Here is a 22,482-nt window from a genome sequence, read left to right on the forward strand (position 1 = left end):
CCCCTTCCTCGTTGTTCACACGAGTCACAACGGGTACGTCCGGGTACGGGCCTGTGGAGAGCGACGAGCACCCAGCGGGACTTTGTTGCAGGCTGATCGGGTGCTGGTGGCGGAGGAGCTCGTGCGGAGGGGAGGCGTGGCGACCCGCGCTGCGCTCATCCGGGCGACCTCGCGCCGTCAGGTCGATGCCGCTGTCGCGGCCGGCCTGGTCCTGCGTCCGGCGCGCGGCCGCTACGTGGTCGCCCAGGCCGACGAGGCCCGGGTCGCAGCGCATGCGCTGAGCGGCACGCTGTGCCTGGCCAGCGCAGCCCTGCACTGGGGGTGGGCGGTGAAGACGATCCCGGAACGTCCGCAGGTCACGGTCCCCAAGAACCGGAAGGTCGACCCCCGGCGGACGGCGGGCGTCGACCTGCGCCGGCTCACCCTCGGGCCGGACGACATCGTCGACGGAGTGACTGGCCAGGATCGGACCCTGCTGGACTGCCTGCGGCACCTGCCCTTCGACGAGTCGCTCGCCATCGCGGACTCCGCGCTCAGGTCCGGCTACTCCCCCAGCCGCCTGCGGGCGATGGTGCGTGATGCGCGGGGCACCGGAGGGGGCCGGATGCGACGGGTGGCGGACCTCGCGACGGCGGACAGCGCCAATCCCTTCGAGTCGGCCCTCCGGGCGATCGCTCTCGGGGTCTCCGGCCTCACGGTCCGACCGCAGGTCGCCATCCGTGACGACGGAATCTTCCTCGCCCGGCCCGACCTCGTGGACGAGGACCTCCGCATCGTCCTGGAGGCCGACTCGTTCGAGTGGCACGGCGGGCGAGCCGACCTTCGCAAGGATGCGCGGCGCTACAACGCGCTCGCCGTCCGCGGTTGGCTCGTGCTGCGGTTCTCCTGGGAGGACGTCATGTTCGAGCCGGAGCTGGTCAGGTCGACCCTGGAACGGGCCGTAGCCGGACGTACCCGTTCACGCTGCGAGGCGTGCCCGACCGCCGCGTGAGTCACAGCGGTCGCACCAGTCACAACGGGTACGTCCGGCTACGAGAGCCTCTTGCCGAAAGCACGCAGGCCCGGCTCATCGGCGTAGTGGCCGAAGCCAGGGATCGCCGCGTAGCCCGCGGTCTCGTACAGCGCGATCGCCTCGGGCTGCCTCGGTCCGGTGCTCAGCACCGTCAGGTCGTGACCCGCCGCGGCAGCGGTGCGCTCCAGCTCGGCCAGCACACGCCTCGACAGGCCCTGCCCGCGGGCCTCCGGGACGACGTACATCCGCTTGATCTCGACCGCACTGGTGCCGCCGAGCTCACGGACCGGCGAGACCCGCCAGGCGCCGGTCGCCACCGGCGCACCCGCGGCGTAACCGACCATGAACAGCCCGTTCGGCGCAAGGAAGGCGGCCGGGTCGACCGCGCTCTCGTCGGGTGAGCCGTAGCGGTCGACGTACTCCTGCTGGACGCGGGCGATCAGCGCGGTCGCGTCGGGGTGGTCGTAGCCGGTGACGCGGAGGTCGAGGTCCTCAGGCAAGCGAGGCCCCGCACTTGTCGCAGAAGGACGCGTCGGCGTCGTTGCGGGTACCGCAGCCGCGACAGAACGGGCCGCCGGCGGATCCAGCCGAACCGCCCTTGATGTAGTCGAGGCTGTCCTTGGCGACCGGGGCGAGCTCGCCGGCGGCGTACCGGACCCCGGCGCCCATGAACCCGAGCCGGGCGAGAGTCATGCCGATCCCGAACATGACGAAGCCACCGAGGAACATGCCCATGGCGGGGAGCGGCGATGCGTCGCTGAACGACTCCCCCAGGTGGACGAACTTCACGAAGCCGCTCACGCAGATCGCCAGGCCGAGGACCGCGAGGATCGGACCGATGATGCGGAAGGTCGTGCGCAGGCTGTTCTGGTGCTGAAGACCGGGGGTGGCAGCCATGGTGATTCCTCTCGGGAAGCGAGTGCTCGGTGGTGACCTTATGCCCGCCCGGTCCGCTCGTCAGACCGGTTTTCCCCATCCACTTTCCGGCTGACAGACTGACCCCGTGACCGAGATCCAGATCCCCGCAGAGCTCAAGCCGGCGGACGGCCGTTTCGGTGCTGGTCCGTCGAAGATCCAGACCAGCCACCTCGATGCGCTCGCCGCCACCGGCGACGCCCTGATGGGCACCTCGCACCGCCAGGCACCGGTGAAGAACACCGTCGGCCGTGTGCGTGAGGGCCTGGCGAACCTCTTCGACCTGCCCGAGGGCTACGAGGTCGTGCTCGGCAACGGCGGCGCCACGGCGTTCTGGGACATCGCGGCCTTCGGCCTGATCGAGCAGAAGTCGCAGCACCTCACCTTCGGTGAGTTCTCCAGCAAGTTCGCCAGCTCGGTCAAGGCCGCGCCGTGGCTGGACGCCCCGTCGGTCATCTCCTCCGACCCGGGCTCGCGTCCCGAGGCCGTCGCCGAGGCCGGCGTCGACGTCTACGGCTGGGCGCACAACGAGACCTCGACCGCCGTCATGGCCCCCATCGAGCGCCCCGCGGGTGCCGACGATGGCTCGCTGGTCCTCATCGACGCGACCTCTGGTGCCGGCGGCCTTCCGGTCGACCTCACCCAGACCGACGTCTACTACTTCGCGCCGCAGAAGTGCTTCGCCTCCGACGGCGGCATCTGGTTCGGTCTCTTCTCCCCCGCCGCGATCGAGCGTGCGGAGCGCATCCAGGCCTCCGACCGCTACATCCCGCCGTTCTTCGACCTGAAGACCGCGATCGACAACAGCCGCCTCAACCAGACCTACAACACGCCGTCGGTCGCCACGCTGTTCCTGATGGCCGAGCAGCTCGACTGGATGAACAGCCAGGGCGGCATCAAGGGCATGGTCGAGCGCACCACCGCCTCGTCCAACGCGCTCTACGGCTGGGCCGAGACGACGTCGTACACGACGCCGTACGTCGCCCGCGCCGAGGACCGTTCGCTCGTCATCGGCACCATCGACTTCGACGACACCATCGACGCGGCCCAGGTCGCCAAGGTGCTGCGCGCCAACGGCATCGTCGACACCGAGCCCTACCGCAAGCTCGGCCGCAACCAGCTGCGCATCGCGATGTACCCGGCCATCGACCCGGCCGACATCGAGCAGCTGACCAAGTCGATCGATTACGTCGTCGGCCAGCTCTGATCTGCCCTAGCCTTCGGGCATGTCGCTCTCCCGCCGTCAGCTGCTGACGGCGGGAGGCGCCGTTTTCGGGGCCGGCACGCTCGCCGCGGTCGGTGTCGAGACCGAGGCGCTGCCCGGGCGTTCGTGGGTCTACCGGCACCTCGGGATCGACGGTCGCGCCGGCGGGGTGCCGGACGTCCGCGGTGGCAAGGTGCTGAACGGCAGCTTCCGCTCCGCGCTCCGCCTGGGCGCGACGGTCGGCTGGTCACTGGCCCTGCCACCCGGACACGGGCCCGACGGGCTACCGGTCCTCGTTGCCCTGCACGGCCGCTACGAGGACCACACCTACGCCATGGACCACCGTCAGCTGGCGCTCGACCTGTTCTTGGCCGACGCGGTCGCCCACGGCGTACCGCCGTTCGCGATCGCCGCCGTCGACGGCGGGGACACCTACTGGCACCGTCGCCGGACGGGTGAGGACGCCGGCGCGATGGTCGCCCACGAGCTGCTGCCGCTGCTCGCCGAGCGCGGCCTCGACACCGCGCGGCTCGCGCTCCTCGGCTGGTCGATGGGCGGCTTCGGCGCGATGCACTTCGCCCTCCAGCTGGGGCCAGCGATGGTCAAGGGCATCGGCGCGATGAGCCCGGCACTCTGGCACCACTACGCCGACAGCGCGCCCGGCGCGTTCGACGACGAGGCAGACTTCGCGGCGAGCTCGCTCTTCGGCAAGCAAGGCGAGCTCAGCCAGACGCAGCTGAGGATCGACTGCGGCGAGAGCGATCCCTTCTACTCGGCCACCAAGGACTTCCGTGCCGGCTTCCCGGCCGGCCACACACCGGCCGGCGGGTTCTCGCTCGGCGCGCACAACGGCGACTACTGGCGTCGGGTCGTCCCGCACCAGCTCGAGTTCCTCGGTCAGGCGCTGAGCGCCTGAGGTCCACCCCGGCTCGCGCGGAGACGATCGACCAGCGACCAGCCGGCCATCACGAGCGCGACCATGACCACCGCCGCGAGGGCGTCGAGCACGTAGTGCTCGCCGTAGTAGACGAGCATGAACGCCATCAGCGGCGGATAGGCCAGCAGCAGGAAGCGCCAGGGCGACCGCAGCCGGCTGATGCCCCACCACGCGATGAGCACGGTCAGGCCGGTGTGCAGCGACGGCATCGCCGCGACCTGGTTGCCGACGGCCGAGAGGCTCTGGTGGTGACCGGTCGTGGCCGCGTGCACCGCACCGACGTTGAAGAAGCCCCGCGAGGTGATGCGCGAGACGTCGGAGCTGATCAGGCCGTCGCGGGCCGCCATCCACGGCGGGGCCATCGGGTAGAGGACGTAGATCGTCACGGTCACGACGAGCACCGTGAGGTAGCGGCGCATGAACCAGACCCACTCGGGCCGGCTGCGCTTCCACAGCAGGACCGCCACGGTGAGCGAGGCGAAGAAGTGGGTGTAGTAGACGCAGGTGAGGAGCACGTCGTACCAGCGCGGCGCGATCGCCTTCGTGCACGGCGCCCCGCACAGGTGGGCCTGCAGCCACTCGGTCGGCAGCGTTCCGCCGAAGAGCCACCGGTCGAAGTCGATCGGCTCGGTGCGATGCACGCTGACCAGCCCGATGTTGTCCGACAGCCCACGACTCATGAGGTAGAAGGTGAGCAGCGCGAACACCGGCCACCAGTCGCGCAGGAAGTCCAGGTGCTCGCGGGCGGGCCGGCGTACGTCCCAGGCGACGGTGGCGGCGCCGAGGAAGGCCGCGACCAGCAGCGACTGCTTCGGAAGGCCGAAGAACTTGATCCAGAGCACCAGGGCGACGACGTACGCCGCGATGCCCACGAGCCGCGCGGCATCCATGCTTCGCCGCTCGACCGCAGCAGTCTCAACCGTCATGTAGGGAACCTCCAGCGAAACTTTAGGGATCGAGACGGTCGTCGTCACGTGAAATCACCTGACGGACACGAGGAGGCCCGTCAGGCCGAGAGCAGCCGCAGCGTGGCCCGCTCGTAGGCGAGCCGCCTGGTGTCGGGATCGAGGTGGCTCCGGCGTACCGCCGCCGCGATCGTCCGGCCCTCCTCGTAGGCGTCGACCACCCGCGGATCGACGTACGCCGAGCGCGCCAGCGCCGGTGTGTTGCCGAGGAACTCCGCGACCTCGCGCATGGCGGCGGCCACGGCGCGTCGGCGTCGCGCCTGGCTGGCCTCCGGACCCGGGGCCTCGGCGAGCGCGGCCGCGGCGAGGACGGTGCCGTGCCAGGTGCGGAAGTCCTTCGCCGTGGCCTCCATGCCGGAGGCCGCACGGAGGTAGTCGTTCACATCGGACGGCACGAGCCGGCGCCACGCACGCCCCTCCCGGAAGGCCAGGAGACCCGGGTCGTCGGCACGCCGCCGGCGCATCCGCTCGACCACCTCGACCACGGCGGGGTCGTCGATCTCGACGTGGTGCTCGATCCCCGACTTGCCCGTGAAGTCGAAGTGCAGCACCGGCCCGTGCCGGCGTACGTGCTCCCGCTCGAGGGTGGTGAGACCGAACGAGCCGTTCGCCTCGGCGTACACGTCGTTGCCGATGCGGAAGCAGCCCAGGTCGATCATCCGCACCGCCAGGGCGCACGCGGCATCCCGGTCGAGCGAGGCCGAGCCGAGGTCCTCGGCGACGTGGGCACGCACCCGCGGCAGCCGGCGCCCGAAGCCCAGGACCCGCTCGTGCTTCTCCGCCGAGCGGCGCTCCACCCAATCGGGGTGATAGAGGTACTGCCGACGCCCGGCGTCGTCGACGCCGACCGCCTGGAGGTGGCCGTTGGGCCGCGGGCAGATCCACACGTCGCGCCACGCGGGCGGGATCACCAGGGCGCGGCAGCGCTCGGCCTCCGCGGGCCCGAGCCGGGCGCCGTCCTGGTCGAGGAAGACGAAGCCGCGTCCGCAGCGGCGACGGGTCCACCCCGGCTCCGCCGGAGTCGTACGACGAAGACGGCCGGCCACCCGCGACCGGTACCCGTCAGCGGCGCCGCCAAGCGATCGCGCCCACGAGGACTGCCGCGAGCAGGGCCACCGCGCCACCGGTGATCCACGGCCAGGCGGCGTCGGTGTCGCGGGTCGGCATCGGGTCGCCCGAGGCCGGCGCGACGGACGACTTCCCCGCGAGCGCCTGCTTCACCTCCGACGACAGCGCGAGCTGCAGCACGGGCGCGCCGACACCCTCGGAGGACAGGTAGATCCGGCCGTCCGTTCCGACGCCGATGCCCTCGCCCTGCTGCTGCTTGGGCAGGTCGAAGGTCGCCACCCGGTCCAGCGCGGGCCAGGTGTAGATGGCGGCCTGGCCGTAGTTGCGCAGCACGAGGTGCTTGCCGTCGGGGAAGAACGCACCATCGGTGGCCAGGCCCAGCAGCCCGGAGTGCGCCAACGTCAGCCGGTTCTCGCCGGGACCGAGTCGTTTCGGGGCGGCGTACAGGCGGCCGATCCAGTCCTTCGACACGACGTACAGGCGCCCGTCCACGGGGTCGCGCAGGAGCGTCTCGGCGTCGTGCGGGCCGTCCGGGTAGACCAAGGTGTACGCCGATCCGGCGACCGTGCGATCGCCCCGACCCACCGGGACCTCGGTGACCGTGACGGTCGTGCGCGAGTGGAAGTTGTCGCCGATGTCGCCGACCCAGACGGTGCCGTGCGCGCCCGGCGCCAGGCCCTCGTCGTCGGTCGGGCTGGCGTCCCAGTGGGTGACGCCGACGGTCTGGCAGGTGGCGGGATCCACGGCGAAGGCGCGTGCGGTGTCGCCGGAGTCGTTCATCGTCACCAGCAGCCCGTCGACGGCGACGATCCCGCTCGCCTCGTCGATGGCGGGGTCCTGGAAGGCGCACAGCTCGTGACCGCCGCCGGGCCCGGAGGCCGATGCCGCGACGGTCGCGCCGACGGCGAACGGCAGGGCCAGCAGCACGGCGGCCGCCCGCTCCCGCCGGCCCATCAGGCCTCGACCCCGAGCAGCTCCCCGAGGCGGGGGCGGATGCCCCAGGCGGTCGTCAGGCCGGCGTACTCCTCGAGGTCGCCGGGTGCGCCCGTGCGCAGCGCACGCAGCATCGTGTTGCGGGGCGTGTGCTGGGAGTCGACGAACTGGACGACCTCGACGCGGTAGCCGCGCGAGCGCATCAGCTCGGCGCGCAACGCGTCGGTGAGCGTGTCCGCGAAGCGCTCGCGCAGGATCCCGTCGCGCAGCAGCGAGGCGTACGCCGGCGGCGGGCTCGTCTTGCGCAACTGGGCCGCGATGTCGTGGTGGCAGCAGGGCGCGGCGAGCACGAGCGGGACCTCCCACTCCACCGAGCGCGCCAGCGCCTCGTCGGTCGCCGTGTCGCACGCGTGCAGCGCCAGCACGACGTCCGGTGACTCCACGGCGGCCTCGCCGATGGTGCCCACCACGAACTCGGCATCGACCCCGAGCTCGGTGGCCAACCGGGCGTTGTGGTCGGCCGACTGCTGCTTCACGTCGACGCCGATCATCCTGATCGGCAGGCCGCGGACGCCGGCGAGGTAGCGGGCGGCTGCGAAGGTCAGGTAGCCGTTCCCGCAACCGAGGTCCACGACCCGCAGCGGATCGGCGGCGGTCGGTCGGCGTACGGCGCCGGCGGCGATCGCGTCGCGCAGCGCGACGTCGAGCAGGCGGAGGAACTCCTCGACCTGCTTGTACTTCGCCTGCCGCGACGGCTTGATCCGCCCATCGCGACCGGCCAGGCCGAGGGCGGCGAAGACCGGGTCGTCGTCGGGCAGCAGCCGGTCCTTGTCGCGGTCGTGCGCGCGGACCGGAGCGGCCTCGACGCCGCCCGAGCGCGACACCAGGGCCTCACCCTTCTTGGTGTAGCGCAGCTGCAGCGTGGCGTCGGTCGACTCGACGTGCCAGTTGCCGAACGGCTCGGCGAGCAGGCCGTCGACAGCGGCCTCCGCCTCGGCACCGAGCCCGAAGTTGGCGGTGTGGGCCTGGGTGGCGTCGTACCTCACGACCTGCAGGTGCCGCCCGGCCTTGAGGTCGACCCAGCGCAGCTCGACGCGCCGCCCGGCGGGGGCCTCGAAGCCGCGGCGGCGGCCCGAGACGACAGCCCGCACCAGCCGCTCGGCGTCCAGGACGGCCGCGCGCACGGTGTCGGGCGTGGTGCTCACTTCAGCAGGGCCGCGATCACCACGACGAGCAGGAGCGCCACCAGCGCGACCGGGATGACGAGTCGGCGTTGGCGCGGGTTCACCCGGTCAATCTACCGGTGGGCCTGCCGCGAACATCACCCCGGGCGCCAGTCGGCCGCGCGGGTCCAGCGCCCCCTTCACGGCCCGCAGCGCCGCGACGTCGGCCGCACCACGCTGCCGTTCGAGCCAGGCAGTCTTGGCCCTCCCGATCCCGTGCTCGGCGCTGACCGAGCCACCGAGCTGCAGGACGAGCTCGAGCACAGCACGCTCGGCGGCCTCGGCCTCGTCGGGCGCGACCCCCATCAGGACGACGTGCGCATTGCCCTCGGCCAGGTGCCCGAACACACAGGCCCGGACGCGCAGCCGGTCGAGCTCGCTCACCAGCTCCGCGAGACCCGAGACCGGCACACAGACGTCCAACCGGATCCCGGGCGTCCCGAGGTCGGCGGCGGCGCGGGTCGTGACCTCCGACATCGACTCCCGATAGGCCCACAGCCGTTCCGCCGGGGCGGGGGCGATCGTCGCGTCGACGATCGGCAGCCCGCTCAGCGCCGTCGCGACGTCCTCCGTCCCGGAAACCTCCACCAGCACGTACGCCGCGCAGGACGCCTCGAACGGCGTGCGCAGGCCCGCGTGCTGCTCCAGCAGCGCCATCCCGTCGGCACGGAAGTACTCGGCCGCCTCGATCGTCAAGCCCGCGGCCCGCAGACCCGCCAGGACCGCCTGCGCGTCCTCGACCGACTCCACGCCGGCCAGCACCGCCTCCGCCGGACCCGGCGGATCGGTCAGCCGCAGCACCACCTCGGTGATCACGGCCAACGTGCCCTCCGAACCGCACAAGAGGCCGGCGAGGTCGTAGCCGACGTTGTCCTTGACCAGCCCGGCGGTGCGACGTACGACGGAACCGTCGGCGAGGACGGCCTCGACACCGGCCAGCTGCAGCCGCGTCGTGCCGTGCCGCACCACCCGCAGACCGCCCGCGTTGGTCGCGACCACTCCCCCGAGCGTGGCGGACGCGCGCGACGCGAGATCGATCCCCAGGTGCAGTCCGGCCTCGGTCGCGGCCCGCTGGCCGTCGGCGACGGTCACGCCGGCCCCGGCCCGCAGGAGCCGGTCCTCCACGTCGACCCGCAGCTCGGTGAGCCGGCGGGACGAGACGACCACCTCTCCCCTCGGCACTGCCCCGACCAGTCCCGTGTTGCCGCCCTGCGCCAGCACGGGGACCGCCTCCTCGGCGCAGACGGCCATGACCGCCGCGACCTCGTCCACTGACCCCGGACGTACGACGGCGGGGGTGGATCCGGTCCAGCGCCCGGTCCAGTCGGTCACGTGACCGGCGAGGAGGTCGGGGTCGGTGAGGACATGTGCCTCCCCGACGACCTCGCGCAGCCGGTCGACGACCGTCATGTTCGGGCCGCGGCGATCGCGTCGCGCACCGAGCGGTAGACGGGCAGCTCGCCGGCCGCGATCGAGGAGAGCGGCACCCATGCCACGGCCTCGGTCGTGCCGCCGGACTCCATCACCCGCGGCTCGCCGTCCTCGACGGAGGCGCGGTAGACGATCCCGATCGCGTGGAAGTCCTCCTCGCGACCGTTCGGCGCGGTGCCGGTGAAGTGGTGGTCGAGCACGGTCAGGAGCCCGTCGACCGAGCCCTTCAGCCCGGTCTCCTCCCACAGCTCGCGCACGACCGTCTCGGTCGGCGACTCTCCGTGGTCGATCCCGCCGCCGGGCAGGTGCCAGGTGCCGGGGTTCGGTGCGAGGTCGGAGGTCCGGGTCAGCAGGACCGCGCCGTCACGCTCGACATAGGCGTACGCCGCCGCCCGCTGCCGCTGCTCGATCTTGTACGCCGCCAGCGCCTCCGCGACGACCGCCGCGGTCGGCAGCGACCCGTCCAGGACCGCCGCGATCGGCTGCCACGCGGAGTCCATGGTCGAGCCGTCGACCTCGGTGACCCGCGGCGCCGGCGAGTCGGCCGGGACCCAGCCCTCGAACACGAGCCGCACCGAGTGCTGGTCGACGCGGCGGCCCTGCCGCCAGGTGTCCTCGGCGCGCGCGGAGAACACGTGGGCCGTCTCGCCGACGGTCGCGGAGAGCCCGGTCTCCTCGTAGATCTCGCGCACCACCGCGTCCCGCGGGTTCTCGCCGTGGTCGACCCCACCGCCGGGCAGCGACCACAGCTCGTTGCGGGTCACCTTGGGCGCGAGCCGGGACAGCAGGATCTCCTCGCCCCGCACGATCACGGCGTACGCCGCGAGCCGCTGCACCTTCTGCGCCATCACTCCAGCCTAGGCAAACGGGGGGCGGGAGTCGCGGGCGATCGATCGCCGACCGGCCCAGCGCCACACGCGCGCGGCGCGGTCGCGGTCCTCGTCGTCGACCAGGTTGCCCATCCAGCGCAGGGCCAGCGTCATCATGAGGTCGGAGCGCATGCCGATCGGACCGAGCGCGTTGAGCACCTTGGGCACGGTCACCACTCCCGCGAGCCGGCGCGCGATCGAGAACGCCTCGCCATAGTGCTCGCGCAGCAGGGCGGGCCACAGGTCGGTCAGCGCCGCGTGGCGGGCCTCGGCCAGCACCTCGGCGACCAGCCGACCGGTCTCCAGGCCGTAGTCGATGCCCTCGCCGTTGAGCGGGTTCACGCAGGCGGCGGCGTCACCGACCAGCGCCCAGTTGGGGCCTGCGACGTTCGACACCGCGCCACCCATCGGCAGCAGCGCCGAGGTCGGCATCCGCAGCTCGTCGCCGAGCCCGAACGCGGCGCGCTGCTGGTCGGCGTACAGGCTCATCAGGGGCTTGATCGCGATGTCGGCCGGCCGCTTCGCGGTGGCCAGCGTGCCGACACCGAGGTTCATCTCGCCGGCCGCCGAGCCGAGCGGGAACAGCCAGCCGTAGCCGGACAGGATCTTGCCGTCCTCGCCCCGGAGCTCGAGGTGGGAGGAGATCCACGGATCGTCGGCCATGGTCGAGGCGACGTACGTCCTGCCGGCGACGCCGTAGACGGTGTCGCGGTGCCACTCGCGTCCGAGCAGCTTCCCGAGCGGTGACCGTACGCCGTCCGCCACCACCAGTCGCTTGCAGGCGATGTCGAAACGCTCGCCGCCCCGGCCACCGGTCTCGAAGGTCACCGCGACCACGCGACCGGACTCCAGCCGGACGTCCACGGCACGGGCCCCGTCGATGCCGACGGCTCCGGCCTTGATGGCGGTGGTCCGCAGGTGGTCGTCCAGCTCGGTGCGCGGGATCGCGCTGCCCCAGTCGGGCAGGCTGCCTCCGGGCCACGGCAGGTGCAGCGTCTGCCCGAAGCCGTGCGCGCGCAGGCCGTGGTTGACGGTGTGCGAGCGCACCCAGTCGCGCAGCCCGAGCTTCTCCAGCTCGCTGATCGCGCGCGGCGTGAGGCCGTCGCCGCAGGTCTTGTCGCGCGGGTAGACCGCCGCATCGGCGAGCACGACGTCGAGTCCGAGCCGCGCGCACCAGGCCGCGGCGCCGGACCCCGCCGGCCCGGCCCCGACCACGAGGACATCGGTGGTCTGGGGCGTGGGCGCGGTCACGCCGTCATCCTCTCAAAGCGTCACGGACGCACGTACGCCCGGTGGCTGAGCAGGTGGATCCGGGTGTTCGCGCACGCCGTGCCGGGGTGCGCGATGAACTGCGACCGGGTCGCGTTCGGCACGTAGACCCGGAAGCCGTCGACGTGGACCGGCCGGCAGTCGGAGCTGTCGTAGGGACCGGTGCTGGTCTGCGACACCGCGCTCACCAGACGCTGGCCGGGCTTGACGACGTACGTCCGCGAGGTCCCCTCGCGGTCGGCCGCGGCACCCACCTGGCTGCCGTCGCCGTGGCCGACGAACGACAGGCCGCCGAAGCCGCCGGTGCGGCAGGCGTGGTCGGAGACGTTCTTGAGGACCAGGTTCCAGTAGGTGTGGCTCATGCCCGAGTCGTCGTAGTGGTAGCTGGCGTGCAGGTTCGCGTTGCGGCACTGCGGCACCGTCGTGGCCGCCTCGCCCGCCTGGGCGGTCAGCGGGACCAGCAGGGCGGAGGCGGCGATCGTGGCGCCGGCGATGACAGCGGAGATCTTCTTCATGTCCTGTCTGATGCACGCGGACCGCGATCGGTTGCAGACCGGATCAGGTGTTGTCGACCTCGGTGTTGTCCGGCCGGTTGGCCAGGCGCTCCTCGCGCTCGCGCAGGATCTGGTCGACCGGCGTGCCGTCGTACCCCACGCCGTCGGCGGGCGGGTGCTCCGAGCGCCCACGCTCCATCGGCGGCGGTACGTCGCCGACGCTGGCCTCGCTGGGATCCACCGCCGCCCTCTGCGAGCCCGGAGGCTCCTGCTCGACGGTGTATCTCTCGGGCGCGTCGTCGTAGCCCGGCTCGTCGGTGAACATCCCCTTGCGGGTGTCGAAGTCGCGCCCGGTGTTGTCCACCTCGGCGTTCTCGGGCAGGGGCCTGGGGCCCTCGTGGTCAGCCATCGCGGTCACCTCCGTGTTCGTGCGGCATCCCGCGCCCGTACCCCGCTCCCGCCGGATCACACCCGGCTCAGTCCGCGAGGGCGATCCCCTGCTCCGCCGCGAGCGCGCCCGTACGCCGGGCCAGGTCGATGTCGCGCAGGGTGATGCCACCGGCGTCGTGGCTGGTCAGCAGCACGCTCACGGTCGGGTAGGTCAGCGTCAGGTCGGGGTGGTGGTCGGCCGCCTCGGCGGCCTCGCCGAGCGCGTTGACCAGCCGCAGGCCGGTCACGAAGCTGCCGGTGGCGTACGTCGCCACCAATGCGTCTCCCTTGACGCTCCAGCCCTCGGGCGCGATGGCGGCGATCTCCTCATCGGTCAGCAGCTGTTTCGGGTCCATGGCTTCCACGGTGCCACGCAGGTCGTTGGTTGAGTAGCCCGAGCCGCTAGGCGAGGGCGTGTCGAAACCAGCGACTGCTCGGGAGCGACTGGATCTCGATACGCACAAGGCCCTCGCGAGCAAGCTCGCGAGGGCCTTGGTGCTACTCGATCTGGCTCTTGCACCAGAACGTCACATCGCTTCAGTTCTGGTAGGAACCAAAGTCGAAGTCGTCCAGCGCGACAGCCTGGCCACCACCGAACTCGTAGTCGTAGGCCTCGTAACCCGTGACGGCGTACGCCGCCTGGCGGGCCTCCTCGGTCGGCTCGACGCGGATGTTGCGGTAGCGCTCCAGACCGGTACCGGCCGGGATCAGCTTTCCGATGATCACGTTCTCCTTCAGGCCGCGAAGGCTGTCGGAGCGACCGTTGATCGCCGCGTCGGTGAGCACCCGGGTGGTCTCCTGGAAGGAGGCCGCCGAGAGCCACGACTCGGTGGCGAGCGAGGCCTTGGTGATACCCATCAGCTCGGGACGACCCGAGGCCGGCTTGCCGCCCTCGGAGACGACGCGACGGTTCTCCTTCTCGAAGCGACCGCGGTCGACGAGGTCGGACGGCAGCAGGCCGGTGTCACCGGACTCGAGCACCGTGATCCGGCGCAGCATCTGCCGCACGATGATCTCGATGTGCTTGTCGTGGATCGACACACCCTGCGACCGGTAGACCTCCTGGACCTGGTCGACGAGGTGCTGCTGCGTCCGGCGAACACCCAGGATGCGAAGCACCTCCTTCGGGTCCTCGGTACCGGCGTTGAGCTTCTGGCCGACCTCGACGTGGTCGCCGTCCTCGACGAGCAGCTTGGAGCGGCGGGACACGACGTACTCCTGCACCTCGCTGCCGTCGTCGGGGGTGATGAGGACCTTGCGGGCCTTGTCGGTGTCCTCGATCTGAACGCGGCCGGCGGCCTCGGAGATCGGGGAGACGCCCTTCGGGGTACGAGCCTCGAAGAGCTCGACGACGCGGGGAAGACCCTGCGTGATGTCGTCGGCCGACGCCACACCACCGGTGTGGAAGGTACGCATGGTCAGCTGCGTGCCGGGCTCACCGATGGACTGGGCGGCGATGATGCCGACCGCCTCACCGATGTCGACCAGCTTGCCGGTGGCCAGCGAGCGGCCGTAGCACTTGGCGCAGGTGCCCGTGGCGGCGTCACAGGTCAGGACCGAACGGACCGAGACCTCCTCGATGCCGGCCTCGAGCAGCCCGGCGATCGCGACGTCACCGAGGTCGTCACCCGCCCGGACCAGCACCTCGCCGGTCTTGGGGTGGGCGATGTCGACGGCGGCCGAGCGGGCGTACGCCGCGGTCTCGGCGTTGTCGTCCTTGACCACGACACCGTCGACGGTGACGCCGATGGTCTTGGGCAGACCACGCTCGGTGCCACAGTCCTCCTCGCGGATGATGACGTCCTGCGAGACGTCCACCAGACGACGGGTCAGGTAACCCGAGTCGGCGGTACGCAGCGCGGTGTCGGCAAGACCCTTGCGAGCACCGTGGGTGGAGATGAAGTACTCCAGGACCGAGAGGCCCTCACGGAAGTTGGCCTTGATCGGGCGGGGGATGATCTCGCCCTTCGGGTTGGCCACCAGACCACGCATGGCGCCGACCTGGCCGATCTGGTTGAAGTTACCCGAGGCACCCGAGTTGACCTGGATGTAGATCGGGTTGGTCGAGTTGTCGGCGTACGCCGCACGCATCGACTTGCCGACCTCGGCACTCGCCTCGGTCCAGATCTCGATGAGCTCCTGGCGGCGCTCCTCGTCGGTGACCAGACCACGCTCGAACTGCTTCTGGATCTTCGCGGCCTTGGCCTCGAAGACGGCCAGGATCTCCGGCTTGTTCGGCGCGACGATGACGTCGTCGATCGAGACGGTGACGCCCGAGCGGGTGGCCCAGTAGAAGCCGTTGTCCTTCAGGGCGTCCAGGGACGCCGCGACCTCGACCTTGCTGTAGCGCTCGGCCAGGTCGTTGACGATGACACCGAGCTCCTTCTTGCCGACCTGGTAGTTGACGAACGGGTAGTCCGCCGGCAGGGCGTCGTTGAAGATCGAGCGACCCAGGGTCGTCTCGAACGTGGTGACCTCGCCCGGCTCGACACCGTCGACGATGGCGTCGTCGAAACGGATGTTGACCTTGCTCTGCAGCGTGATCTCGCCACGGTCGAACGCCATGATCGCCTCGGCCTGCGAGCCGAACGAACGACCCTCACCGGGCTGGTCGGTCCGGTCGGACGTCAGGAAGAACAGGCCGATGATCATGTCCTGGGTAGGCATGGTCACCGGACGGCCGTCCGACGGCTTGAGGATGTTGTTCGTCGACAGCATCAGGATCCGCGCCTCGGCCTGGGCCTCGGCGGACAGCGGCAGGTGGACCGCCATCTGGTCACCATCGAAGTCGGCGTTGAACGCGGTGCAGACGAGCGGGTGCAGCTGGATGGCCTTGCCCTCGACCAGCTGGGGCTCGAACGCCTGGATGCCGAGTCGGTGCAGGGTGGGCGCACGGTTGAGCAGCACGGGGTGCTCGGCGATGACCTCTTCGAGGACGTCCCACACCTCGCGACGCGCGCCACGCTCGACCATCCGCTTGGCGGACTTGATGTTCTGGGCGTGGCTCAGGTCGACCAGGCGCTTCATGACGAACGGCTTGAACAGCTCGATCGCCATCTGCTTGGGCAGACCGCACTGGTGCAGCTTGAGCTGCGGACCGGAGACGATGACCGAACGACCCGAGTAGTCGACGCGCTTGCCGAGCAGGTTCTGGCGGAAGCGACCCTGCTTGCCCTTGAGCATGTCGGAGAGCGACTTGAGCGGGCGGTTGCCCGGACCGGTCACCGGACGGCCGCGGCGGCCGTTGTCGAACAGCGAGTCGACGGCCTCCTGGAGCATCCGCTTCTCGTTGTTGACGATGATCTCCGGAGCACCCAGGTCGAGCAGTCGCTTGAGCCGGTTGTTGCGGTTGATCACGCGGCGGTACAGGTCGTTGAGGTCGGAGGTCGCGAAGCGGCCACCGTCGAGCTGGACCATCGGGCGCAGGTCCGGCGGGATGACCGGGACGGCGTCCAGGACCATGCCGATCGGCTGGTTGCCGGTCTTGCGGAACGCGTCGACGACCTTGAGCCGCTTGAGCGCCCGCACCTTGCGCTGACCCTTGCCGGTCGCAATGGTCTCGCGCAGGTTCTCGACCTCCTGGGCGATGTCGAAGTCCTGCAGGCGCTTCTGGATCGCAGCAGCACCCATCGAGCCCTCGAAGTACTTGCCGAACCACGTCTTCATCTCGCGGTAGAGCACCTCGTCGCCCATCAGGTCCTGGACCTTGAGGCTCTTGAAGGTGTCCCAGACCTCGTCGAGGCGGTTCAGCTCGATCTCGAAGCGCTTGCGGAGCTGGTTCATCTCCCGCTCGGCGCCGTCCTTGACCTTGCGCTTCTGGTCGGACTTGGCACCCTCGGCCTCGAGGGCCGCGAGGTCCTCCTCCAGCTTCTTGGAGCGGTCGTTGATGGTGTTCGCCAGGCGGTCCTCGATGGACTTGCGCTGCAGACCGACCTTGGTCTCGAGGGAGGACAGGTCGCGGTGACGGGCCTCCTCGTCGACGGAGGTGATCATGTACGCCGCGAAGTAGATGACCTTCTCGAGGTCCTTCGGGGCGAGGTCGAGCAGGTAGCCCAAGCGCGACGGAACGCCCTTGAAGTACCAGATGTGCGTCACGGGAGCAGCGAGCTCGATGTGACCCATGCGCTCACGACGGACCTTCGAACGGGTCACCTCGACGCCGCAGCGCTCGCAGATGATGCCCTTGAAGCGCACGCGCTTGTACTTGCCGCAGTAGCACTCCCAGTCCCGGGTGGGACCGAAGATCTTCTCGCAGAAGAGGCCGTCACGCTCAGGCTTGAGCGTGCGGTAGTTGATGGTCTCCGGCTTCTTGACCTCACCGTGGCTCCAACCGCGAATCTCGTCCGCGGTGGCCAGGCCGATCTGAAGCTGGTCGAAGAAGTTGACGTCCAACACTGTTATCTAGATTCCTTCTTCTCAGACTTCTTCGACGGACAGGTTCTCGCGGCGGGAGAGGTCGATGCCCAGCTCCTCGGCCGCACGGAACACGTCCTCGTCGGCATCGCGCAGCTCGATCGCGGAACCGTCCTGCGAGAGGACCTCCACGTTCAGGCAGAGCGACTGCATCTCCTTGACGAGAACCTTGAACGACTCCGGGATACCCGAGTCGGGGATGTTCTCGCCCTTGACGATGGCCTCGTAGACCTTGACGCGACCAGGCACGTCGTCGGACTTGATGGTGAGCAGCTCCTGCAGGGCGTAGGCGGCGCCGTACGCCTCCATCGCCCAGACCTCCATCTCACCGAAGCGCTGGCCACCGAACTGGGCCTTACCGCCGAGCGGCTGCTGGGTGATCATGGAGTACGGGCCGGTCGAGCGCGCGTGGATCTTGTCGTCGACCAGGTGGTGGAGCTTGAGGATGTACATGTAGCCGACGGCCACGGGCTCCTTGAACGGCTCACCGGAGCGACCGTCGAACAGGTGCGCCTTGCCGTCCTCCTTGACCATCCGCTCACCGTCACGGTTGGGGAGCGACTGGCCGAGCATGCCGATGATCTCGTCCTCGCGCGCACCGTCGAAGACCGGCGTGGCGACCTTCGTGTTCGGCTCGGCCTTGTCGGCGCCGATCGAGGTGAGGCGCTTGGCCCAGTCCTCGTTCTGCACGTCGGCACCGAGGTGCCAGCCCTGCTTGCCGAGCCAACCGAGGTGGAGCTCGAGGATCTGACCGATGTTCATGCGTCGCGGAACACCGAGCGGGTTCAGGATCACGTCGACGGGGGTGCCGTCGTCCATGAACGGCATGTCCTCGATCGGCAGGATCTTGGCGATGACGCCCTTGTTGCCGTGACGACCGGCGAGCTTGTCACCCACGGAGATCTTGCGCTTCTGCGCGACGTACACGCGAACCAGCTGGTTCACGCCCGGCGGCAGCTCGTCGCCGTCCTCACGGTCGAAGACGCGGACGCCGATGACCGTGCCGGACTCGCCGTGCGGGACCTTCATGGAGGTGTCGCGCACCTCGCGCGCCTTCTCACCGAAGATCGCGCGGAGCAGGCGCTCCTCCGGGGTCAGCTCGGTCTCGCCCTTGGGCGTGACCTTGCCGACCAGGATGTCGCCGGTGCTGACCTCGGCACCGATGCGGATGATGCCGCGCTCGTCGAGGTCGGCCAGCATCTCGTCGGAGACGTTCGGGATGTCCCGGGTGATCTCCTCCGGACCCAGCTTGGTGTCGCGGGCGTCGACCTCGTGCTCCTCGATGTGGATCGAGGTGAGGACGTCCTCCTGCACGAGGCGCTGCGACAGGATGATCGCGTCCTCGTAGTTGTGGCCCTCCCACGGCATGAAGGCGACGAGCAGGTTGGTGCCCAGCGCCATCTCGGCCATGTCGGTGCAGGGACCGTCGGCGATCGGCGAGCCGACCTCGACGCGGTCGCCCACGTTCACCAGCGGACGCTGGTTGATGCAGGTGCCCTGGTTGGAGCGGCTGAACTTCTGCAGGCGGTAGCTGGAGTAGCTGCCGTCGTCGTTCATCGTCTCGATGACGTCGGCGGAGACCGCCTTGACCACACCGGCGGTGTCGGAGGTGACGACGTCACCCGCGTCGACGGCGGCGCGGTACTCGATGCCGGTGCCGACGATCGGGCTGTCGCTGCGGATCAGCGGGACGGCCTGACGCTGCATGTTCGCGCCCATGAGGGCACGGTTGGCGTCGTCGTGCTCGAGGAACGGGATCAGGGCCGTCGCGACCGACACCATCTGGCGCGGGGAGACGTCCATGTAGTCCACGTCGCCGGCCGCGACCTCGCCGACCTCGCCGTGGCGCTGGCGCACCAGGACGTTCGCCTCGACGAACTTGCCCTTGGCGTCGAGCACGGCGTTGGCCTGCGCGATGACGTAGCGGTCCTCGTCGTCGGCGGTCAGGTAGTCGATCTTGTCGGTGACGATGCCGTTCTCGACCTTGCGGTAAGGCGTCTCGACGAAGCCGAACGGGTTGATCCGACCGTAGGAGGCGAGCGAGCCGATCAGGCCGATGTTCGGGCCTTCAGGCGTCTCGATCGGGCACATGCGGCCGTAGTGCGACGGGTGGACGTCACGGACCTCCATGCCGGCGCGGTCACGGGACAGACCGCCCGGACCCAGCGCGGACAGGCGGCGCTTGTGGGTCAGGCCCGAGATCGGGTTGGTCTGGTCCATGAACTGCGAGAGCTGGGAGGTTCCGAAGAACTCCTTCAGCGCCGCGACCACGGGGCGGATGTTGATCAGCGACTGCGGCGTGATCGCCTCGACGTCCTGGGTGGTCATCCGCTCGCGGACGACGCGCTCCATGCGAGCCAGACCGGTGCGCATCTGGTTCTGGATGAGCTCACCGACCGTGCGCATGCGACGGTTGCCGAAGTGGTCGATGTCGTCCGGGTTGATCTCGAACGTCTCGTCCTGGCTGTCGGTCAGCTCGACCCGACCGTCGTGGAGACCCACGAGGTACTTGATGGTCGCGACCATGTCGGCGATCGTCAGCGTCTGCTGGTCGAAGGCCTCGTGCTGGCTGAGCTTCTTGTTGATCTTGTAGCGACCGACCTTGGCCAGGTCGTAGCGCTTGTTGTTGAAGTAGTAGTTCTTCAACAGCGTCAGCGCGGCCTCGCGGGTCGGCGGCTCGCCCGGACGGAGCTTGCGGTAGATGTCCAGCAGCGCGTCGTCGGGACCCTGCGTGTTGTCCTTCTCCTCCGTCAGCTGGATCGACTCGAACTGGCGGAGCTCCTCCATGACGGCCTCGTAGTCGTAGGCCTCGCCGGTGTCCTCGGCGACGGCCTGGAGGGCCTTGAGGAGAACGGTGACGTTCTGCTTGCGCTTGCGGTCGAGGCGTACGCCGACCATGTCGCGCTTGTCGATCTCGAACTCCAGCCACGCGCCACGGCTCGGGATGAGCTTGGCGGTGAAGATGTCCTTGTCGGACGTCTTGTCGGCGGTGCGCTCGAAGTAGACGCCCGGCGAGCGGACCAGCTGGGAGACGACGACACGCTCGGTGCCGTTGATGACGAAGGTGCCCTTGGGCGTCATGAGCGGGAAGTCGCCCATGAAGACCGTCTGGCCCTTGATCTCACCGGTCTCGTTGTTGGTGAACTCGGCCGAGACGTAGAGCGGAGCGGAGTAGGTGAGGTCCTTCTCCTTGCACTCGTCCACGGTGTACTTGGGGTCGTAGAAGACCGGGTTCTCGAAGGACAGAGACATGGTCTCGGAGAAGTCCTCGATCGGGGAGATCTCCTCGAAGATCTCGGTCAGACCAGACTTGTCCGACACGTCCTCGCCTGCAGCCCGACGGGCGGCGAGGCGCTCCAAGTGGGCCTCGTTGCCGATCAGCCAGTCAAAGCTGTCGGTCTGAAGGGCGAGGAGCTGCGGGAGCTCGAGAGGTTCGTTGATCTTCGCGAAAGAGATGCGGGACTTACCGGGAGTGGTACGCGCGGCCAAGAGGGGTGTCCTTCGACGGGTTCGCTCTTCGAAACGCCGTCCCACCACAACATCCGCCACCGGACAGGCAGATGCGCATTTGAGGGCAGGCGCAAAGCGCCACGATACCGGAGGCATGGGCGCGGTACAACACCGGCCCCGTGTCAACTCACGATGCTGCCCCGAGCATGCTCGCCGGAGGCGCTCAGGTCAAGCACCCCCGCCGATTATCCCCAGGCTCGAGCACGGCCCGTGAGGCCGACGATCAGCTGCAGTCGCGCTCGGTGCACACGTCCGCGAGCTGCCACTGACCGGTCTTGTCCTTGACGAGCGAGAAGCTGGCCCAGACGTTGAGCGTCCTGCTCGGGCTCGCGAGCTGCTTGAAGTCCTGCCGGATGAAAGCGACGACGAGCGCCCGCTTGCCGTCAGCACTCGCCCGGGTGAGGCCCGTCGCCGGTGCGTCGGTCACGACACCCTGCGAGACGACGATCCGGTCCTTCTTCGCCTCCGGGGTCAGCGCCTTCCACAGGTTGGCCTGCTTGGCCGCCATCGCGGGGGTCATGTACTGCTGCAGGTTCTTCAGGTCGGAGTCGAGGGTGCGGTAGTCGTATGACATCGCCGGCACGATCTTGTCCGCCACGAACTGCTCGGCCGTCCGATCGGTGTCCGCGATGGTCGCCGCCTGCTCGGCACGCGGCTTCACGTCGGGAGCATGGATCGCCCAGGCCGCCGCCGCGACCGCGAGGGCCGCGCCGATCCCGGCCAGCGCCAGCGACCACACCGGCGGACCGGTGCGCGGAGTCGTCGTCGGTGCGGGCCGTACGTCGACCGGCTCGCCGTCCGCATCCGGTGCGGGCTCCGGATCGCTGAGCGCATCCGGCTCGGTCTCGGCCTGGGTCTCGGGCGGGGTCTCGACGGACGCCTCGGTCGGCGCGACCGGCGCCGGCTCATCCTCGGCAGCGTCCGGCTCGTCGTCCGTCTCCGCGGCGCGCTCGTCGGCGAGCTGCTCGTCGTACGCCGCCCGCTTGTCGGCGTCGAGGAGGACACCGGCCGCGTCGTTGTAGGCGCGGAACCGGCGATCGCCGGGGTCGAGATCTGCGATCGCGGACTTCCACGCTGCACGGATCTCGGCGGCGTCGGCGGTCTCGTCGACGTCGAGCAGGTCGTAGAGGTTCAGGCCCATCAGTGCGATCCCTCGTTCGGCGTACCGCTCAGGCTGGGCGCCTGCGACGGCTGCTGGCCGCCCTGCTGACCCTGGCTCCCCTGCTGACCGACCGACTCACCGAACGGCGGCAGTCCGTCGTCGACGTCGTCGATGTCGTCCACCAGCCACTGACCGTGCTGCTTGACCATCGAGACGACGTAGCGGAACTGCACCGGGTCGAACTCGATCCACGCGCCCTTGCGCTTGGGGTTCGGGTAGGCGAGGCGGACGGTGCCGGCCACGATCGCCTGAGCGGAGTCGGCGTCGATCGAGGACAGCCCGGCGGCGTACACGTGCGCGGAGCGCCGGGTCTGCGTCTGCTTCACGGTGGCCGCCGCGAGCCGGCTGTTGTCGAGGAAGACCGAGCCGAACTTGGCGGTCATCTCCTGCGAGAGCGCGTCGTACTTCGGCATGTCGCCGGAGGCGTCGAGCATGTCGGGGCTGTAGGTGTTGAACCTGGTCGCCACGTCCTGGGCGCGGCCGAGCGCCTGCTCCCGGTCGAGCGCGACGTTCGCGGCGGGATGGTGCAGCGAGTCGACCTTGTCGAGCGGGTCGCCGCCGCTGCTCTTGCGGGCGATCTCGACCACGGTGACCACCAGCGCCACGACGAGGAGTCCCAGGAGGACGAGGAGGATGAATCGCCGAAGA

The 22,482-nt window shown here is 69.9% G+C and carries 19 protein-coding genes; 3 read left to right on the forward strand and 16 right to left on the reverse strand.

Features of this window, described 5'->3' with window-relative positions:
- Nucleotides 1-100: 100 nt before the first annotated feature.
- Nucleotides 101-991 carry a DUF559 domain-containing protein gene (locus ACYVJ3_RS02120; RefSeq protein ID WP_460850834.1) on the forward strand — a complete coding sequence of 297 codons (891 nt, stop codon included), beginning with the start codon at nucleotides 101-103 and terminating at the stop codon, nucleotides 989-991.
- A gap of 38 nt (nucleotides 992-1,029) precedes the next feature.
- Here the strand turns inward: ACYVJ3_RS02120 and ACYVJ3_RS02125 are convergent, their stop codons facing one another.
- The gene (locus ACYVJ3_RS02125) at nucleotides 1,030-1,512 is read right to left on the reverse strand and encodes a GNAT family N-acetyltransferase (RefSeq protein WP_460850835.1); all 483 of its coding nucleotides are present in this window, start codon (nucleotides 1,510-1,512) and stop codon (nucleotides 1,030-1,032) included.
- Complete coding sequence (locus ACYVJ3_RS02130; RefSeq protein ID WP_460850836.1) at nucleotides 1,505-1,909, reverse strand: DUF7577 domain-containing protein; 405 nt, start codon at nucleotides 1,907-1,909, stop codon at nucleotides 1,505-1,507. Before ACYVJ3_RS02130 ends, ACYVJ3_RS02125 begins: the two co-directional genes overlap by 8 nt.
- 106 nt (nucleotides 1,910-2,015) lie before the next feature.
- Between ACYVJ3_RS02130 and serC the strand changes: the two genes are divergently transcribed.
- Entirely contained in the window at nucleotides 2,016-3,134 is a 1,119-nt protein-coding gene (serC, locus tag ACYVJ3_RS02135) for a phosphoserine transaminase (protein ID WP_460850837.1), read from the forward strand.
- A gap of 19 nt (nucleotides 3,135-3,153) precedes the next feature.
- The gene (locus ACYVJ3_RS02140) at nucleotides 3,154-4,047 is read left to right on the forward strand and encodes an alpha/beta hydrolase (protein WP_460850838.1); all 894 of its coding nucleotides are present in this window, start codon (nucleotides 3,154-3,156) and stop codon (nucleotides 4,045-4,047) included.
- Here the strand turns inward: ACYVJ3_RS02140 and ACYVJ3_RS02145 are convergent.
- The 14 genes from ACYVJ3_RS02145 to ACYVJ3_RS02210 form a co-directional block, all read right to left on the reverse strand.
- On the reverse strand, nucleotides 4,029-4,994 hold the full coding sequence (locus ACYVJ3_RS02145) for a phosphatase PAP2 family protein (protein WP_460850839.1): 966 nt from the start codon (nucleotides 4,992-4,994) through the stop codon (nucleotides 4,029-4,031). The genes ACYVJ3_RS02140 and ACYVJ3_RS02145 overlap by 19 nt on opposite strands.
- Nucleotides 4,995-5,074: 80 nt before the next feature.
- Nucleotides 5,075-6,079 (reverse strand): DNA topoisomerase IB, encoded by a 1,005-nt coding sequence (locus ACYVJ3_RS02150; RefSeq protein WP_460850840.1) that lies wholly within the window; start codon nucleotides 6,077-6,079, stop codon nucleotides 5,075-5,077.
- Between the two features lie 16 nt (nucleotides 6,080-6,095).
- On the reverse strand, nucleotides 6,096-7,055 hold the full coding sequence (locus ACYVJ3_RS02155) for a hypothetical protein (RefSeq protein WP_460850841.1): 960 nt from the start codon (nucleotides 7,053-7,055) through the stop codon (nucleotides 6,096-6,098).
- Entirely contained in the window at nucleotides 7,055-8,239 is a 1,185-nt protein-coding gene (locus tag ACYVJ3_RS02160) for a class I SAM-dependent methyltransferase (RefSeq protein ID WP_460850842.1), read from the reverse strand. Before ACYVJ3_RS02160 ends, ACYVJ3_RS02155 begins: the two co-directional genes overlap by 1 nt.
- Nucleotides 8,240-8,326: 87 nt before the next feature.
- Nucleotides 8,327-9,667 carry an FAD-binding oxidoreductase gene (locus tag ACYVJ3_RS02165; RefSeq protein ID WP_460850843.1) on the reverse strand — a complete coding sequence of 447 codons (1,341 nt, stop codon included), beginning with the start codon at nucleotides 9,665-9,667 and terminating at the stop codon, nucleotides 8,327-8,329.
- Nucleotides 9,664-10,536, reverse strand: a complete 873-nt coding sequence (locus tag ACYVJ3_RS02170; RefSeq protein WP_460850844.1) for an NUDIX domain-containing protein — start codon at nucleotides 10,534-10,536, stop codon at nucleotides 9,664-9,666. The genes ACYVJ3_RS02165 and ACYVJ3_RS02170 overlap by 4 nt, the downstream gene beginning before the upstream one ends.
- A gap of 9 nt (nucleotides 10,537-10,545) precedes the next feature.
- The gene (locus ACYVJ3_RS02175) at nucleotides 10,546-11,808 is read right to left on the reverse strand and encodes a geranylgeranyl reductase family protein (protein WP_460850845.1); all 1,263 of its coding nucleotides are present in this window, start codon (nucleotides 11,806-11,808) and stop codon (nucleotides 10,546-10,548) included.
- A gap of 20 nt (nucleotides 11,809-11,828) precedes the next feature.
- Nucleotides 11,829-12,341 carry a DUF4232 domain-containing protein gene (locus ACYVJ3_RS02180; protein ID WP_460850846.1) on the reverse strand — a complete coding sequence of 171 codons (513 nt, stop codon included), beginning with the start codon at nucleotides 12,339-12,341 and terminating at the stop codon, nucleotides 11,829-11,831.
- 43 nt (nucleotides 12,342-12,384) lie between these two features.
- On the reverse strand, nucleotides 12,385-12,729 hold the full coding sequence (locus ACYVJ3_RS02185) for a hypothetical protein (protein ID WP_460850847.1): 345 nt from the start codon (nucleotides 12,727-12,729) through the stop codon (nucleotides 12,385-12,387).
- A 67-nt stretch (nucleotides 12,730-12,796) separates the two neighbouring features.
- Entirely contained in the window at nucleotides 12,797-13,105 is a 309-nt protein-coding gene (locus ACYVJ3_RS02190) for a 4a-hydroxytetrahydrobiopterin dehydratase (RefSeq protein ID WP_460850848.1), read from the reverse strand.
- Nucleotides 13,106-13,286: 181 nt separating this feature from the next.
- Nucleotides 13,287-17,144 carry a DNA-directed RNA polymerase subunit beta' gene (locus ACYVJ3_RS02195; RefSeq protein ID WP_460850849.1) on the reverse strand — a complete coding sequence of 1,286 codons (3,858 nt, stop codon included), beginning with the start codon at nucleotides 17,142-17,144 and terminating at the stop codon, nucleotides 13,287-13,289.
- A gap of 21 nt (nucleotides 17,145-17,165) precedes the next feature.
- Nucleotides 17,166-20,651, reverse strand: coding sequence for a DNA-directed RNA polymerase subunit beta (gene rpoB, locus ACYVJ3_RS02200; RefSeq protein WP_460850850.1), 3,486 nt, complete (start codon nucleotides 20,649-20,651; stop codon nucleotides 17,166-17,168).
- 244 nt (nucleotides 20,652-20,895) lie between these two features.
- Complete coding sequence (locus ACYVJ3_RS02205; RefSeq protein WP_460850851.1) at nucleotides 20,896-21,813, reverse strand: hypothetical protein; 918 nt, start codon at nucleotides 21,811-21,813, stop codon at nucleotides 20,896-20,898.
- Complete coding sequence (locus ACYVJ3_RS02210; protein WP_460850852.1) at nucleotides 21,813-22,439, reverse strand: hypothetical protein; 627 nt, start codon at nucleotides 22,437-22,439, stop codon at nucleotides 21,813-21,815. The genes ACYVJ3_RS02205 and ACYVJ3_RS02210 overlap by 1 nt, the downstream gene beginning before the upstream one ends.
- Between the last annotated feature and the right edge of the window lie 43 nt (nucleotides 22,440-22,482).

Source organism: Nocardioides montaniterrae (assembly GCF_054782655.1).